The organism is Sphingopyxis panaciterrae (genome assembly GCF_011762125.1).
GTDB classification, from domain to species: Bacteria; Pseudomonadota; Alphaproteobacteria; order Sphingomonadales; family Sphingomonadaceae; genus Sphingopyxis; species Sphingopyxis panaciterrae.
In genome coordinates this window covers 351,081-366,483 of the sequence record NZ_JAASQN010000005.1, presented here as the reverse complement: position 1 = coordinate 366,483, position 15,403 = coordinate 351,081, and the positions used below count along the sequence as shown (strand labels likewise).

The following is a 15,403-nucleotide window of genomic DNA, read 5'->3' as shown; positions in this document are numbered from 1 at the left end:
CGCCCCCGCGAAGGCGGGGGCCGCTGGCAACCTTGCGCTCGGCCGATTGCGGCCCCCGCCTTCGCGGGGGCGACGGTTATTTGGCTAGCGTCCGCGACCAGCCGATAACGGCCGACCCCGACGCAGGACGTCATCGCCCGGTGCGAAGGCAATCATCCCTACCGGCGCACGATCCAGTCATGCGCGGGGTCGTTGCGGAACACCCAGTTGCGCCGGGGCCCCGCCATCACATTGAGGTAATAAAGGTCATAACCATGCGGCGCGCCGACCGGGTGATAGCCGCGCGGCACCATGACGACGTCGCCATCCTCGACCGCCATCGTCTCGTCGATGTCGCGTTCGTCGGTATAGACGCGCTGGAAGGCAAAGCCCTGCGGCGGCGACAGGCGGTGGTAATAGGTTTCCTCGAGGAACGTCTCCTCGGGGTAGGCATCGCGGTCATGCTTGTGCGGCGGATAGCTCGACCAGTGACCGCCCGGCGTGATCACCTCGACGACGAGCAGGCTTTCGGCCGCGTCGGCGTCGGACAGGATGTTGCGGACATGGCGCGTGTTGGTGCCCTGGCCGCGCACTTCGACCGCGTCGGACCGGATCAGCCGCACCGCGCCCGCGCCCGTCCCCGGCGCGGTGCAGATCGCGATTTCGGCGTCGGACGCCGCCTCGATCGTATAGCGATGTCCCGCCGGGACATAGACCGAGGTCGCGGCGCCGTCGAACACCGTCGCGCGGCCGCCGATCGCCTCGAACCGCTCGCCGCCCGCGTCGATCGTCACCGTGCCGGTCAGCACGACGAGGCACGCCTCGCGCCCGTCCTCGACATGGTCGTAACGCGTTCCCGCCGCCAGCCGCACCACCCGGAAGCCGACATATGTCCAGCCCGCGCTGGCGGGGGTGATGTCGAGCAGCGTGCCGTCGTCATCGGGTGCGTGCGGGCGGACGAGCAAGGACATCAGGCCAGCGCCTCCGCGCGCGCCAGCCGCTTCAGCGTATCGAGCCCAAGCTGGCTGTACTCGCGCGGATTGGCGATCGCCGGATCCTGTTCGGCCTCGATCACGATCCAGCCCGAATAATTCATCTCGGCGAGCGCGCGCATGAACGGCGCATAATCATAATCGCCGTCGCCCGGCGCGGTGAACATGCCGCCGACGACGCCGTTCAGGAAACTCGTCCCGTCGGCACGGAATGCGTCATATTTCGCGGTGCGCACATCCTTGCAATGGACGTGGGCGACGCGTTCGGGGCGCGCCTTGATCACGTCGATCGGTTCGATCCCGCCGAACAAGGCATGCCCCGTATCGAGCACCAGCCCGACATGGTCGCCGGTCGCGTCGAAGAAGCGTTCGAGCTCGTCCTTCGTCTCGACGACCGTGCCGAGATGATGGTGATAGGCGAAGCGCAGCCCGCGATCGTTGATGAAGCGCGCGACGCTGTTCAGCCGCTCGCCGAACTGTTTCCAGTCGGCGGCGGGCAGCACCGGGTGCGTGTCGAGCCGGCTGCCGTAGCGGTCGCCATGCACCGCGTTCGAGGTTTCGGCGAGGATGAAGACGCTCGAATCCATATATTCGAGCAGCGCGAGATGCTTCGCCAGCGCGTCGATTTCGGCATCGGCATCACGTAGTAGCAGGTTCGACGAATACCAGCCGCTGACGATATCGAGCCCGTAGCCCGCCATGATCGGCGCCAGCGTCTCGGGATCGCGCGGGAATTTATTGCCCAGCTCGACGCCTTCGAAACCGATATCGCGCACATCGGTCAGCAGTTCGTCGAGCGTCGTGTCGCCGCCCAGTTCGCGCATATCGTCGTTGCACCAGGCAATCGGGCTCACGCCCCAGCGGATCGTCATGTCCTGTCTCCCTTGATCTTTGCGTCATAGGCGCGGCGTGCCGCCTGCACCTCGGCGCGGGTCGATACTTCGGGAACCGCGACGTCCCACCAGTGGCCACCCGCTTCGGTCGTGATCATCGGATCGGTGTCGATGACGATCACATAGGTTTTGGCCGACGCTTTCGCGCGAACGAGCGCGGCCTCCAGCCCGGCGATGCCGTCGACCTTCTCGGCCGCGGCTCCCAGGCTGCGCGCATGCGCGGCGAAATCGATATCGGGCAGCGCCTGATGCGCGCTATCGGCGAGCAGGTTGTTGAACGGGCGCCCGCCCGTCCCCTGCTGCAGGCGGTTGATGCAGCCGTAACCGCGGTTGTCGAGCAGGACGACCGTCATCTTGTGCCCCAGCATCACCGACGTCGCGAGTTCGGAATTGAGCATCAGATAGCTGCCGTCGCCGACCATCACATAAACGTCGCGCGCCGGGTCGGCCATCTTGACCCCCAGCCCGCCGGCCACCTCATAACCCATGCACGAAAAGCCATATTCGACATGATAGCCGCCGGGGCGGTGGCTGCGCCAAAGCTTGTGCAATTCGCCGGGCAGCCCGCCCGCGGCGCAGACGACGGTCGCGTCTTCGTCCGCCTGCCGCCACACCGCGCCGATCACCTGCGCGTCGGATGGCAGCGCCGGGCCCGGTGCGGTCGCGGCATCCCAGGCGGCGTTCCATTCGGCGACCGCACCGGTGTTCGCCTCGCGCCACGCCGCATCGACCTGCCAGCCGCCGAGCGCTGCGGCGAGCGCTTCGAGTATCTCGCGCGCATCGCCGACGACCGCCTCGGCGCCCTGCTTGATCGCATCGGGCGCCGCGACATTGACCTGGATCAGCCGCTTGCCCGCGAACAGGGTGCGCGACCCGGTGGTGAAATCCTGGAGCCGCGTGCCGACCCCGACGATCAGGTCGGCGGCCTCGGCGGCGGCATTGGCGGCGCTTGTCCCCGTCACCCCGATGCTGCCGAGCGCTTGGCGATGATCCCACGCCAGCGCGCCCTTGCCCGCCTGCGTCTCGGCGACCGGAATGCCGGTCGCGGCGGCAAGCTCGGCCAGCACCCCCTCGGCGCCCGCATAAAGCACCCCGCCGCCCGCGACGATCAGCGGCGCCTTCGCGCCGCGGACCGCCTCGACGAGCGCATCCAGTTCGCCGCGATCGGGACGCGGCCGGCGCGGACGCCACACCCGCGCCGCAAAGAAGCTCTCGGGATAGTCCCAGGCCTCGGCCTGCACATCCTGGCACAGCGCCAGCGTCACCGGCCCGCACAGCGCCGGATCGGTCAGCACCCCCATCGCGCGCGGCAGCGCATCGATGATCTGTTCGGGCCGGGTGATCCGGTCGAAATAGCGCGACACCGGGCGGAAACAGTCGTTCGCGCTGACCACCCCGTCGCCGAAATCCTCGATCTGCTGCAACACCGGGTCGGGGCGGCGGCTGGCATAGACATCGCCGGGCAGGAACAGCACCGGCAGCCGGTTGACATGCGCGAGCGCCGCCGCGGTCACCATGTTCGTCGCGCCGGGACCGATCGAGGTCGTGCACGCCATCGCGCGCTGCCACCGGCTCGCCTTGGCAAAGGCGATCGCGGCATGCGCCATGCCCTGCTCATTATGGGCACGATAGGTGGGAAGCACCTCTTCCATTCCGGCCAGCGCTTCGCCCATGCCGGCGACGTTGCCATGGCCGAAAATCGCCCATACGCCGGCGAAATATGATGTTTCGGCGCCATCGACCTCGACCCGCTGCGCCGCGAGCCAGCGCGACAGTGCCTGTGCCATCGTCAGCCGAAGATATCCGCTCATACCGCCACCCCGGAAGCCGCCCTGGCATCGCGCGCGCTGCGCCAGCCATCGGCAAGATAGCGCAGATTGTCGCCGAGCGCGCGGATGGCCGCTTCGTCGTCGATCGCACCGGTCAGCCACTGCTGCGCGACGTCCTGAAAGATCGTCCGGCCGACCGCGAATCCCTTGACCAGCCCAAAGGGCGCCGCGGCGACGATGCCCGCAAGCACTTCGTCCTGCGGCGCCGACAGGCCGAGCAGGACGATACCGCGGCACAGCGGATCGTGGCGCAATATTGCGGCCTCGCTGGCCGCCCAGGCGGCGGCGTCGGTCGTCGGTTCGAGCTTCCACCAGTCGGGATAGATGCCGAGCGAATAGACATGGTCGATCACCGACGCGATCGTCGCGCTATCGACCGGCCCGTGCTTCGAGGCGATGATTTCGAGCAGGAATTCGTGCCGGGTGCGGCGGCACGCGTCGAACAGCCGCAGCAGCTGGCGATCCTGCCGCGCGCGCATCTCGGCGTCATCATCCGGATGATAGAAGACGAGGCATTTGACGACATGATTGGTCGGCCAGTCGCGCAACGTCATGCCGACATCGGGCGATCCTTCGAACCGCAGCGGGCGCGACCCCGGCACTTCGATCGGCCGCCCGATCCAATAGGGGTGATCCGCCGCCGCCTCGAGCGCCCGCGCCCCGAAACGCCCGTCGAGCAGCACCCCGTAGCAGGGGTCGCCCGCCGCGAGCCGGTGCAGCGCCTCGAGCGCGAGATTCTTGAAACGGTGGACCCGCGCCTCGTCGCTCTCGCCCAGTTCGGCGAGCAGGTCGTCGAACTGGCTGCGATGGTCGATTGCCAGCACGGTCAGCTCCTCGCGGTCGCCCTGCCGGTTCGTCGACCAGTGCAATTGTTCGAGTTCGGCGCTCTCACGCAACCGGTGCGGCCAGCGGCCGGCGAGGAAATGCTGCAGCTCGTCCCACGACGCCATCGCCGGCGCGCAGCCATGCCGCGACACGACGAGCGCGCCGCACGCATTGGCGATCTCGCAGCATTTTTCGAGCGGCATGTCGCGAAGCCAGCCGCGCAGGAAACCCGCCATGAAGGCGTCGCCCGCGCCGAGCACGTTGAACACCTCGATCGGAAAGCCGCGCCCGACGATGCCGTCGTCCAGCGAATTCGCGATATCGCCCGGAAAGGCGACGCAGCCGTCGGCGCCGCGCTTGCAGACGAGCAGCGCGCCGCTCTTGGCGCGGATCGCGCGCAGCGCCGCCAGCGTGTCGGTCGAACCGCCGAGGATGTGGATCTCTTCCTCGGTGCCGACGATCAGGTCGCAGAGCGGCAGCACGCGCTGCAGCGCTTCGGTGACGCCGCGATCGGCGACGAAGCGGTCCTCGCCATTATCCTTGCCGGCAAGCCCCCACAGCACCGGCCGGTAATCGATATCGAAAATGACGCGCCCGCCCGCCTGTTTCATCAGCGTCGCGGCCTTGATGCTCGCCGCGAACACGCCCGGCTGCGACAGATGGGTGCCGTTCACGAGCAGCGCGCCTGCAGATTGGATGAAATCGGGATCGATATCGTCGGCACAGAGCGCCATGTCGGCGCAATTTTCGCGGTAGAAGATCAGCGGAAACGTATCGGCGTCGCGGATGCCGAGGATCGCCAGCGCGGTCAGCCGCTCGGGGTCGGTCCGCACCCCGCGCGTCGCCACCCCCTCGCGTTCCAGCTCCTCGACGATGAAGCGCCCGAAATGATCGGCGCCGACCCGCGTGATCAGCCCGGCGCGCAGCCCCAGCCGCGACGCGCCGACCGCGGTGTTCGTCGGGCTGCCGCCGATATATTTGGCGAAGCTCGCCATATCCTCGAGCCGGCCGCCCATCTGCTCGCCGTATAAATCGATTCCCGCGCGTCCCAGCGTGACGACGTCCAGTTGGCACTCCCCGCCTGTTTTATGCCCTTGTTGCGCCATCACTTTCCAGACCGTCCTTCCTTGGTCTGTAACACATATTCCAACTTTAGAATGTTTGCAACATATGTTTCACAATGGGAATGAATGGAATATCTATGTCCCGACGCCGTCGCGGGCCTTGCCATCGGTGCGGGTGGCTTCGAAAGCGAAGTTAATCACCAGCGCCTGCGCCAGGCACATCGACGCCGACAGCGAACGGAATTTCCTCACCTCTGCCTCGCGAATCTGAAGGACATGCTCGGCAGGCTTGGCGACCGGGCTGACCAGGCTGTCGCTGATCGCCAGGACGCGGCCGCCATGGGCTTTCGCGGCGTTGACCACCGCGACGGTTTCTTCGGAATAAGGATGAAAGCTGATCGCGATCAGCAGGTCGCCGGGCCCGATCGCATGCACCTGTTGCAGCCCGAGACCGCCGACGCCGTCGATGAATACCGTACGCTTGCCTGCCTGAAGCAGCGAATAGGCAATATAGGAGGCGACAGGGAAGGACCGGCGAAAGCCCGCGACATGCACCGTGTCGGCCGCCATCAGCAGATCGACCGCGGCGCGCATGTCGGCGCCGCTCACCGTCTGCAGCAGATTCTGGATCGCGAGGCTGTTGCCCTCGACGAATTCGGAGAGGAGATTGGCGGGCTCGGCATCCTGCGCGCTCGTCGTCTGGTCGAGCTGGCGGACGCGTTCGGAATAGCCAAGCGCGGCATTGTTGCTGAGCAGGCCGTCGCGGAACAGCCGCTGCATCTGGCTGGCGCCCTCGAAGCCGAAACTTTTGGCGAAGCGGACGATCGCCGATGGCTGGACGCCGCAGCGCTCGGCAATCACCGCCAGCGTCTCGAGCGCGATGTCGTTCGGCTCGTCGAGGATATAGCGTGCGATTTGCTTCAAACGCTTGCTCAGCGTTTCGTAGCGGCTCACGATTTCGGCGCGCAATTCTTCCGCCGAGGCGGGGGTTGTCGGGACGTCGGTCAAAATTCAATCTCCCCCTTCATTCTGGAAAAACGGAATATCTGTTCAAAACTTGTAACGCAACTATCGCCCTGCGGCATTTCCCACGCTATGGAATATATGTTCCACTCTTTAAACGCATGGAACAAGGTTTCAACTGGAGAGACTTGAATGCACGACATTGCACTGATCGGCGCCGGCAGGATCGGCAAAATCCATGCGGCGAACCTGGCCGCCAACCCACGCCTGCGGCTGACGCGCGTCGTCGATCCCTTCCCCGAGGCGGCCGCGGCCGTGGCGGCACAATATGGCGCGCGCGTGTCGACGATCGAGGAGGCGTTGGCCGACGCGGCGATTGCGGGGGTCGTGGTCGCGAGTTCGACCGATACCCACCTGCCATACAGCCTTGCGGCGGCCGAGGCCGGCAAGGCGATCTTCTGCGAAAAGCCGCTCGACCAGGACCTTGGCCGCGCGCGCGAATCGGCGGCGCGATTCGCGGCGCTGGGCGCACGCCTGTTCCTTGCCTTCAATCGCCGCTTCGATCCCAATTTCGCCGCCTTGCAGGCGCGGCTCGCGGGCGGCGCGGTCGGCGCGCTCGAATCGCTGCACATCATCAGCCATGACCCCGCGCCGCCGCCGGTCGATTACGTCAAAGTGTCGGGCGGCATCTTCAAGGATATGGTCATCCATGATTTCGACATGGCGCGCTGGCTGCTTGGTGAAGAGGTAACCGAGGTCTTCGCCAGCGCCTCGGTGCTTGTCGACCCCGCGATCGGCGAAGCGGGCGATGCCGACACCGCGAAAACGATCCTGCGCACCGCCTCGGGGCGGATGTGCGTCATCTCGTCGAGCCGGCGAAGCGGCTATGGCTATGACCAGCGGATCGAGGCTTTCGGGTCGAAGGGCATGATCCGCGCCCAGAACCAGCTCGAAACGACGGTAGAGACATGGGGCGAGAATGGCGCCGCCGCCGACCGCTTCCAGAATTTCTTCCTCGATCGCTACGCCGTCGCCTATGCGCGCGAAGCCGATCATTTCGCCGACATACTCGACGGCGGCACCCCACCGCTCGTCGATTTCCGCGACGGCGTCGCCGCGCTCGCACTCGCAGAGGCAGCGGCGCAATCTGCGCAAACAGGAGAGCGCGTGCTGTTGTAGCGTCGCCTGGAAAACGACCGGAAGCGCCGCCGTCAAACCATAAGCTTCGTCATTCCCCGCGCAAGCGGGAATGACGACGGGGGTGCGCCCCCTCGCCTCGAGTCAAATATCCTTGCCCAGCCGTTCCAGCCAAGCCTTGGCCTGCTTTGGCTCTCCCGGAGCGTTGGACGCGACCGGGCCGCGTGATGCTTCGAATTGCGCGTGCAAGGCGAACGGCTGCAACCCCAGCTGATCGCGCATCCGGTCTATTTCTTCACCACGGTCACACAAATCCGTGACGACGGGCGCCCAGTTTGCGCGGGTCCAGCGATCCTGATTGTGGCCGAACAGACCCCACGAGCCGGCCGCGGACTTGCGCAAGGCATCGATCAGGGCATCCTCATACTCGGCTTCCAGCTCGAGGCGGCGGGCATCGAGACGCGCGAGACGGTCCGCCCTGCTCATCGCGCCGACAGATAGCCGCGGGCGATCAAATCGGCCTCCAGCGTCCTTGCATCCTCGAAGCGATGCCCCGCGATCCCGACCGATTCGGCACCCGCGATATTGGTCGCGATATCGTCGATGAAAAGCGCCCCTGCCGGATCGATGCCGAAACGTTCGATCGCCAGCCGGTAGATCGCCGGACCGGGCTTCGTCAATTTTTCGGTGCCCGAGACGATGATATCGCGGAAGCGGTCGAAGACCGGCTGGATCGGGCGGAAACCCGCCCAGAAATCATGCCCGAAATTGGTGATCGCGAACAACGGCACGCCCGCGGCGTCCAGTCGTTCGACGAGTTCGAGGCTGCCGGGGACCGGGCCGGGGATCGATTCGTTGAAGCGCGCGGCATAGGCGTCGATCAGCGCCGCGTGATCGGGGAATTCGACGCGGCGTTCGGCCACCATATCGGCAATCGGGCGGCCCGCATCGTGCTGGAAATGCCACGCGGGCGTCACGACATGGGTCACGAACCATTCGAGCTCCTGCTTGTCGTCGATCAGCTTGGCGAACAGGTGGCGCAGGTCCCAGTCGAAGAGGACGCGCCCGACGTCGAAGATCACGCTTTGCCGAATCATACGCACCCCGGACACGCGAAAGCGCCGCCGGAAGCATCCGACGGCGTCACGCTGTTTCTCACAAGCAAACGGGGCGAAAACGCCCCGCGCAGGGGCATCAGCCCTGGCGCGCCTTGAAGCGGCGGTTGGTCTTGTTGATCACATAGGTGCGGCCACGGCGGCGGATAACGCGGTTATCCCGGTGGCGGTCCTTCAGCGACTTCAGGCTGTTGCGAATCTTCATGGTTCTTGTCCGTAAATCTTGGCGTTGTTACGCGAAGCGGCGCAACTATGGGGATAAGGCCGAAAAGTCAACTGGCTCCTACCCATATTTCGTCATGCCTGACTTGATCCGGCATCCATCGCAGCGCCGATGTTGTGGACCCCGGATCAAGTCCGGGGTGACGAGGAGGATTATCCCGCCAGCGCCTTTTGCCGCCGCCTTTGCACCGACGAGCCATAGCCCATCGCTTCGCGATATTTGACGACGGTGCGCCGCGCGATATCATGGCCTTCGCCCGACAATTTCTGCGCGATCGTCTCGTCGGACAGGATTGCTTTCGCATCCTCGGCCTCGATCATCGCCTTGATCCGGCTCTTCACCGCCTCGGCCGACACCGCACCGTCGCCGTCGGTCGCCGAAATGCCGCTCGAAAAGAAATATTTGAGCTCGAACAATCCGCGCGGGCAGCTCAGATATTTGTTGCTGGTGACGCGGCTGACAGTCGATTCGTGCATGCCGATTTCCTCGGCGATCTGACGCAAGGTCAACGGGCGCATATGCGCGACGCCATGGAGGAAGAAGCCCTCCTGCTGCTTGACGATCTCGCTCGCAACCTTGACGATCGTCCGCTGACGCTGGTCGAGCGCGCGGACGAGCCAGTTGGCGCCGGCCAGCTGCTCCGACAGCCACGCCTTGCTCTTGGCGGCCGCGCCCTTGGCGAGTTCGGTATAATAGCGGCGGTTGACGAGCAGCCGCGGCAGGGTGCCGCTATTGACCTCGACCGCCCAGCCTTCGGCGGTCTGGCGCACATAAAGATCGGGAACGACCGCCAGCGCCGAATCGCCGCCGAACCGCAGCCCCGGTTTCGGATCATAGCTGCGCAGCTCGCGGATCATGTCGGCCAGATCCTCGTCATCGACCCCGCAGATGCGCTTCAGCTGCGGAAAGGCGCCCTTGGCGACGAGGTCGAGGTGCGCGATCATGCACGCCATCGCGGGGTCGTAGCGATCGGCCTCGCGCGCCTGGATCGCGATGCATTCGGCGAGGTCGCGCCCGCCCACCCCCGACGGGTCGAAGGTCTGGACGATCGCGAGCACCGCTTCGACGTGCGCGAGCGGGATTCCGAGCCGCAGCGCCAGGTCGGCCAGGTCGGCGCGGAGATATCCTGCCTCGTCGATCAATGCGACGAGTTGCTCGGCGAGCATCGCGTCAAGCCCGCCGAAGCGTTCGCCGACCTGCGCGAGCAAATGGCCGTGCAGCGTCTCATCCTCGCCCGCGAAACTGTCGAAATCGATATCCTCGCCTGCCCTCGACAGGCCGACGCTGTCGCTCGCGCTGTCGTGGTGAAAGCTTTCGGCGCTCAGGTCGACGTCGAGGTCGTTGGCGGTGCCGGCGTCCGACACCAGCGCCTCGTCGGCGCCGAGCGACGCCGCTTCGGCGGCGGGCGCTTCGCTGTCCGGCCCGCCCTCGGGATCGCCGGCGCTGCCGTCGCTGTCTGCCGGCGATGCATCGAGCAGCGGATTGCCCTCGAGCGCCTCGGCCAGATAGGCTTCGAGTTCGAGGTTCGACAGCGCAAGCAGTTTGATCGCCTGCTGCAACTGCGGCGTCATCACCAGCGATTGCGACTGGCGCAAGTCTAGGCGCGGACCCAACGCCATCGGCGGCTATACGGTCACAGGGAGAAGCCCTCGCCGAGGTAGAGGCGACGAACCTCGGGGTCGGCGACGAGCTCTTCGGGCGAGCCCGCGAGCAACACCTTGCCATCGTAAATGATGCAGGCGCGATCGACGAGGTCGAGCGTTTCGCGGACATTATGGTCGGTGATGAGCACGCCGATGCCGCGCGTCTTCAAATCGGCGACAAGATCGCGAATGTCGCTGATCGACAGCGGATCGATCCCCGCGAACGGCTCGTCGAGCAGCATGATCGACGGGTTGGCGGCCAGCGCGCGGGCGATTTCGGCGCGCCGCCGTTCGCCGCCCGACAACGCCATTGCCGCCGACGTGCGCAGCCGCGCGAGGCCGAATTCGTCGAGCAGTTCCTCGAGCCGCCGCTCGCGCGACACCCGGTCGGGCTCGCTGAGTTCGAGCACTGCGCTGATATTCTGTTCGACCGTCATACCGCGAAAGATCGACGTTTCCTGCGGCAGATAGCCAAGGCCAAGGATCGCGCGGCGGTACATCGGCAGCGCGGTGATGTCGGCGCCGTCGAGCATGATGCGCCCGGCGTCGGGTTTGACCAGCCCCATGATCGAATAGAAGCAGGTCGTCTTGCCCGCCCCGTTCGGTCCGAGCAGGCCGACGACCTCGCCCTTGCCGACCGACAGCGACACGTCGGAGAGGACGGTGCGCTTGTCATAGCTTTTGGCGATCGAGATGACCGCAAGCCCGTTGCCCGCCGCGGCGTCTTCCTGAACATGCGCGGTATGTTCGGCGACCCCGTGATCGCTTGCGACAATGGTCCCCGCGGTGGCTTCGTCGGTCATATCCAGGTCACATCCTTGTCTGCCCCCGTGCGGGCGTTACCCCAGCGACGCGGCGAAGGTCAATCTGGCAAGATTTTTGCAGGGATAAATGGAGAGGGTCATCATGGCGATAAAAATGCCGTGTGCACCCGCGAAGGCGGGTGCCCATCTCCGACCGGTTCCAACTCGCACCGGCGGGAGATGGGTCCCCGCCTTCGCGGGGACACGCGCCATAATCAATGTCCCACCGTTTCCCCGCGCGCGATCCCCGACAGCGCAAGCTGTTCGTCGATCGCGGCGAGCAGCCGTGCCAGCGCCGCCTCATCCTTCGCCTCGGCGCGCGCGACAAGTACGTCCTGCGTGTTCGAGGCGCGGAGCAGCCACCAGCCGTCATCGGTCAGCACGCGCGCGCCGTCGGTGCGGTCGACCTTCGCTCCCGACGCCGCGAGCCGGTCCAGAACTTCGTCCACAATGGCGAACTTGCGGCTCTCGTCGACCTGGAAGCGCATCTCGGGGGTGTTGACCATCGGCGCCATGTCGCCGCGCAGCGCGGTGACGCTCTTGCCGAGCAGCGTCGCGGCTTCGATCAGCCGCAGTGCGGCATAGGGCGCATCGTCATAGCCATAATAGCGATCGGCGAAAAAGATGTGCCCGCTCATCTCGCCCGCCAGCGGGCTGCCGGTTTCCTTCATCTTCGCCTTGATCAGGCTGTGCCCCGTCTTCCACATCAGGGGCTTTCCGCCCAGCTCGGCGACGCGGTCGAACAGCGCCTGACTGGCCTTCACATCGGCGATCACCGTCGCCCCGGGGCGATCGCGCAGCACCGCGGCCGCATAGATTTGCAACAGCTGATCGCCCCAGATCACCCGGCCCTCGCCGTCGATCGCGCCGATGCGGTCGCCGTCTCCATCGAAAGCGACGCCGAAATCGAGGCTCTTCTCGGCGACCAGCTTCTTGAGATCGGCCAGATTCTTTTCCTCGGTGGGATCGGGATGGTGGTTCGGGAAATGGCCGTCGATATCGGTAAACAAAAGATGATGCTCGCCCGGCAGGCGCGCGGTAAGCTTTTCGATGACGGTCCCGGCAGCGCCATTGCCAGCGTCCCAGCCGACACGGAAAGCACCCCCGGCGAAACCCTCGACCAGCCGGTCGACATAGGCGTCGACGATGTCGATGCGCTCCGAAACGCCCTGTCCCCCAGGCTTGGCGACCTCCCAGTCGCCCGCCGCCGCCATCGTGCCGATCTGCTGGATGTCGGCGCCGAAGAACGGCCGCCCCTGAAATACCATCTTGAAGCCGTTATAGTCGGGGGGATTATGACTGCCGGTTATCTGTATGCCGCCATCCACCTCCTCGGTTGACGCGGCATAATAGAGCATCGGCGTCGGCCCCAGCCCGACGTTCAGCGCGTCGATCCCCGCGGCATTGACCCCGTCGATCAGCGCGTCGGCGAGCATCGGCGACGAGAGCCGCCCGTCATATCCGACCGCGATCCGCTTGCCCCCCGCACGCGCGATCAGCGTCGCGAAGCTGCGCCCGATCGCATAGGCATCCTTGTCGGACAGCGTGTCGCCGACCACTCCCCGAATGTCATATTCGCGAAGCATCGTCGGGTGAAAATTGTGCGTCATCATGGATCCCTCGGGAGAAAAGGTAAAGTCAGGCCGCGGCGAACAGATCGCCGTCCGGATGAAACCGCTCGCGCTTGGGAAGGTTCAACCCGCCCATCGCTTCGCGCAGTTCCTGCCGCGCGACGACATGGCCGATCCCCATGCCGCCGAGATGCGCCTTGTCGAGCAAGGTGAGCCCGGCCGGGAACAGTTCGCGGTAGATGACGCGTTCGCCGAGCCCGGGGATGACGCGAAAGCCGACGCGGCGCGACAGCTGGGTCAGCGCCTCGCCGACGCGGCGCATATTATGCGCATCGACATGCTGCAGGCGGTTGCGCAGGATGATCCAGTCGATCGTCCGCCCGTCGGTCTTGGCGCGCGCCTTGCGCGTGTCCCAGATCAGTTCGGAATAAAAGCTCGGGCGGACGACCTGGAATGTTTCGGGATCGACCTGCCCGATCAGGTCGAAATCGATGAAGCTGTCGTTGATCGGCGTCACCAGCGTATCGGCGCTCGTCGCGAGGTGGCGCGCGAAGACATCGTCGCGCCCCGGCGTATCGGCGATCAGATAATCGGCATCTTCGGACAGGCGCGCGACCTGCGCGTCGAGTTCCTCGACGTCCGTTCCCTCGAACACCTCGAAGCGCGGGGTCGGCAGCGCAATGTCGCGGCGCTTCGCCGTCTGTTCGCGATTCTCGAGATAGCGGTGAAAGGTACGCTGGCGCGGATCGAGGTCGATTCCCGCGACGCGCCAGCCTTGGCTCGCCAGCGCGACCGCGAAATGCACGGCGCAGGTCGACTTGCCCGTCCCGCCCTTTTCATTGGCAAAGATGATGCGGTGCGGCGCGGGCTTCGTCACGGGAGTCGTCATGGGGCGTTGCGATTTTCCTGTTGGCGGCGCATGGCGGCCGCATCGTGGTGCATGAGCGCCGCCAATATCGGAGGCCGGGCAAGGGTGCAAATCATCCGTGATATCGCCACGCTTCATCGTGCCGTTACGGCACTGAAGCAGGGGGGCAAGAGCGTCGCGCTGGTGCCGACGATGGGCGCGCTGCACGACGGGCATCTGTCGCTCGTCCGCATGGGGCGCCGCGTCGCCGACCATGTCGTCGTGTCGATCTTCGTCAACCCGACCCAGTTCGGCCCCAATGAGGATTATGCCGCTTATCCGCGCGACGAGGCGCGCGACGCCGCGCTGCTCGCGCAGGACGGCGTCGGCCTGCTCTGGGCGCCCGACGTCGGCATCATGTACCCCGCCGGCCACAGCACGCATATCGAAGTCGCCGAGCTTGGCGCCGATTATTGCGGCGCCGCGCGCCCCGGCCATTTCGACGGGGTCGCGACGGTCGTCGCCAAATTGTTCAACCAGGTGCGCCCCGACGTCGCGATCTTCGGCGAAAAGGACTGGCAGCAGCTCGCGATCATCCGCCGCATGGCGCGCGACCTCGACTTCGCACTCGACATATTGGGCGCGCCGATCGCCCGCGATCCCGACGGGCTCGCGCTGTCATCGCGCAACGCCTATCTCACGCAGGACCAGCGCGCCGCCGCGACCGCCTTTCCCGGCGCGCTGAAAGCCGCCGCCGCTGCAATCGCAAGCGGTGCCGACGTCGGCGAAAGCCTCGCCAAGGCCGAAGCGGCGATCGTCGCGGGGGGCTTCGACAGCGTCGACTATGTCGCGCTCGCCGACGCAAACAGCCTCGAAAGGCTCGCCGCCTGTCGTGCCCCGGCGCGGTTGCTCGCGGCGGCACGCATCGGCAAAACGCGATTGATCGACAATTATCCGGTCGGATAGTTAATCGCAGAAAGCCCCGGAGTTACGCGGATTTCCGACTTATCCCCGAAAAAATCGCATCATCGTTAACGCTTTGTTGACCATAAGCCGCAAGATTGAATCCCGAGGTCTCCATGTGGGGTGGAGACGAAGGGGGTTATCATGGCAAACAGTCTGAAGTCTGCCCAATATCTGATCGAAAGCCGGCTGCTCGATGCGGCCCGCGGCGACGCCAGCGCTTATTTCGATCTCGGCGTTGCATTCTCGACCGGCACCGGCGGGGTCGATATCGACCTGATCCAGGCCCATAAATGGTTCAACCTCGCCGCGCTCGGCGGCAACCGCGAAGGCCAGCAATGCCGCGCCGACCTGTCTGACGAAATGAACCGCGACGAAATCGCCGAAGCGCAGCGCCAAGCGCGGGCCTGGCTCGACGAGACGGCCCGCCGTCCCGCGGCCCGGCGCTTCGCAGCCTGATATTTCCGGCATTTCCTCTTTTTCGTCACCCCGGACTTGATCCGGGGTCCAGCGTCTTCGCTGACATGGATGCCGGATCAAGTCCGGCATGACGAAA

Annotated in this window: 15 protein-coding genes; 3 read left to right on the top strand and 12 right to left on the bottom strand. The window is 65.7% G+C overall.

Annotated features, from left to right (window positions below):
• Positions 1-158: 158 nt before the first annotated feature.
• The 5 genes from iolB to FHR22_RS18055 form a co-directional block, all read right to left on the bottom strand.
• On the bottom strand, positions 159-950 hold the full coding sequence (gene iolB / locus FHR22_RS18075; protein ID WP_208417781.1) for a 5-deoxy-glucuronate isomerase: 792 nt from the start codon (positions 948-950) through the stop codon (positions 159-161).
• Positions 950-1,843: a myo-inosose-2 dehydratase gene (iolE, locus tag FHR22_RS18070; protein ID WP_166945065.1), complete on the bottom strand. Its 894-nt coding sequence runs from the start codon at positions 1,841-1,843 to the stop codon at positions 950-952. The genes iolB and iolE overlap by 1 nt, the downstream gene beginning before the upstream one ends.
• Positions 1,840-3,675, bottom strand: coding sequence for a 3D-(3,5/4)-trihydroxycyclohexane-1,2-dione acylhydrolase (decyclizing) (iolD, locus tag FHR22_RS18065; protein WP_166945064.1), 1,836 nt, complete (start codon positions 3,673-3,675; stop codon positions 1,840-1,842). The genes iolE and iolD overlap by 4 nt, the downstream gene beginning before the upstream one ends.
• On the bottom strand, positions 3,672-5,624 hold the full coding sequence (locus FHR22_RS18060; RefSeq protein ID WP_166945097.1) for a bifunctional 5-dehydro-2-deoxygluconokinase/5-dehydro-2-deoxyphosphogluconate aldolase: 1,953 nt from the start codon (positions 5,622-5,624) through the stop codon (positions 3,672-3,674). The genes iolD and FHR22_RS18060 overlap by 4 nt, the downstream gene beginning before the upstream one ends.
• 93 nt (positions 5,625-5,717) lie before the next feature.
• On the bottom strand, positions 5,718-6,590 hold the full coding sequence (locus tag FHR22_RS18055; RefSeq protein ID WP_208417780.1) for a MurR/RpiR family transcriptional regulator: 873 nt from the start codon (positions 6,588-6,590) through the stop codon (positions 5,718-5,720).
• A 147-nt stretch (positions 6,591-6,737) separates the two neighbouring features.
• Between FHR22_RS18055 and iolG the strand changes: the two genes are divergently transcribed.
• Complete coding sequence (gene iolG, locus FHR22_RS18050) at positions 6,738-7,724, top strand: inositol 2-dehydrogenase (RefSeq protein WP_166945063.1); 987 nt, start codon at positions 6,738-6,740, stop codon at positions 7,722-7,724.
• A gap of 102 nt (positions 7,725-7,826) precedes the next feature.
• Here the strand turns inward: iolG and FHR22_RS18045 are convergent, their stop codons facing one another.
• The 7 genes from FHR22_RS18045 to FHR22_RS18015 all read right to left on the bottom strand — a co-directional run bounded on the left by FHR22_RS18045 (position 7,827) and on the right by FHR22_RS18015 (position 13,914).
• Positions 7,827-8,168: a hypothetical protein gene (locus FHR22_RS18045; protein WP_166945062.1), complete on the bottom strand. Its 342-nt coding sequence runs from the start codon at positions 8,166-8,168 to the stop codon at positions 7,827-7,829.
• Positions 8,165-8,779, bottom strand: coding sequence for an HAD family hydrolase (locus FHR22_RS18040; RefSeq protein ID WP_166945061.1), 615 nt, complete (start codon positions 8,777-8,779; stop codon positions 8,165-8,167). Before FHR22_RS18040 ends, FHR22_RS18045 begins: the two co-directional genes overlap by 4 nt.
• A 97-nt stretch (positions 8,780-8,876) precedes the next feature.
• The gene (gene ykgO / locus FHR22_RS18035; protein ID WP_003046794.1) at positions 8,877-9,002 is read right to left on the bottom strand and encodes a type B 50S ribosomal protein L36; all 126 of its coding nucleotides are present in this window, start codon (positions 9,000-9,002) and stop codon (positions 8,877-8,879) included.
• 170 nt (positions 9,003-9,172) lie between these two features.
• Positions 9,173-10,639, bottom strand: a complete 1,467-nt coding sequence (gene rpoN / locus FHR22_RS18030) for an RNA polymerase factor sigma-54 (RefSeq protein ID WP_166945060.1) — start codon at positions 10,637-10,639, stop codon at positions 9,173-9,175.
• Between the two features lie 14 nt (positions 10,640-10,653).
• A complete protein-coding gene (gene lptB, locus FHR22_RS18025) occupies positions 10,654-11,466 on the bottom strand; it encodes an LPS export ABC transporter ATP-binding protein (protein WP_166945059.1) in 813 nt (270 codons plus the stop codon).
• Between the two features lie 215 nt (positions 11,467-11,681).
• Positions 11,682-13,076, bottom strand: coding sequence for a phosphoglucomutase/phosphomannomutase PgmG (gene pgmG, locus FHR22_RS18020; RefSeq protein WP_166945058.1), 1,395 nt, complete (start codon positions 13,074-13,076; stop codon positions 11,682-11,684).
• Between the two features lie 28 nt (positions 13,077-13,104).
• Positions 13,105-13,914, bottom strand: coding sequence for a division plane positioning ATPase MipZ (locus FHR22_RS18015; RefSeq protein ID WP_425057466.1), 810 nt, complete (start codon positions 13,912-13,914; stop codon positions 13,105-13,107).
• Positions 13,915-14,010: 96 nt separating this feature from the next.
• Between FHR22_RS18015 and panC the strand changes: the two genes are divergently transcribed.
• Positions 14,011-14,850: a pantoate--beta-alanine ligase gene (gene panC, locus FHR22_RS18010; protein WP_166945056.1), complete on the top strand. Its 840-nt coding sequence runs from the start codon at positions 14,011-14,013 to the stop codon at positions 14,848-14,850.
• 141 nt (positions 14,851-14,991) lie between these two features.
• The gene (locus FHR22_RS18005) at positions 14,992-15,306 is read left to right on the top strand and encodes a sel1 repeat family protein (RefSeq protein ID WP_166945055.1); all 315 of its coding nucleotides are present in this window, start codon (positions 14,992-14,994) and stop codon (positions 15,304-15,306) included.
• Positions 15,307-15,403: the final 97 nt, after the last annotated feature.

What these genes read in the sequence shown, in the direction of transcription:
- iolB (WP_208417781.1), bottom strand. Translation starts at nt 950, where the DNA reads ATGTCCTTGCTCGTCCGCCCGCACGCACCCGATGACGACGGCACGCTG.
- iolE (WP_166945065.1), bottom strand. Translation starts at nt 1,843, where the DNA reads ATGACGATCCGCTGGGGCGTGAGCCCGATTGCCTGGTGCAACGACGAT.
- iolD (WP_166945064.1), bottom strand. Translation starts at nt 3,675, where the DNA reads ATGAGCGGATATCTTCGGCTGACGATGGCACAGGCACTGTCGCGCTGG.
- FHR22_RS18060 (WP_166945097.1), bottom strand. Translation starts at nt 5,624, where the DNA reads ATGGCGCAACAAGGGCATAAAACAGGCGGGGAGTGCCAACTGGACGTC.
- iolG (WP_166945063.1), top strand. Translation starts at nt 6,738, where the DNA reads ATGCACGACATTGCACTGATCGGCGCCGGCAGGATCGGCAAAATCCAT.
- FHR22_RS18045 (WP_166945062.1), bottom strand. Translation starts at nt 8,168, where the DNA reads ATGAGCAGGGCGGACCGTCTCGCGCGTCTCGATGCCCGCCGCCTCGAG.
- FHR22_RS18040 (WP_166945061.1), bottom strand. Translation starts at nt 8,779, where the DNA reads ATGATTCGGCAAAGCGTGATCTTCGACGTCGGGCGCGTCCTCTTCGAC.
- ykgO (WP_003046794.1), bottom strand. Translation starts at nt 9,002, where the DNA reads ATGAAGATTCGCAACAGCCTGAAGTCGCTGAAGGACCGCCACCGGGAT.
- rpoN (WP_166945060.1), bottom strand. Translation starts at nt 10,639, where the DNA reads ATGGCGTTGGGTCCGCGCCTAGACTTGCGCCAGTCGCAATCGCTGGTG.
- lptB (WP_166945059.1), bottom strand. Translation starts at nt 11,466, where the DNA reads ATGACCGACGAAGCCACCGCGGGGACCATTGTCGCAAGCGATCACGGG.
- pgmG (WP_166945058.1), bottom strand. Translation starts at nt 13,076, where the DNA reads ATGACGCACAATTTTCACCCGACGATGCTTCGCGAATATGACATTCGG.
- FHR22_RS18005 (WP_166945055.1), top strand. Translation starts at nt 14,992, where the DNA reads ATGGCAAACAGTCTGAAGTCTGCCCAATATCTGATCGAAAGCCGGCTG.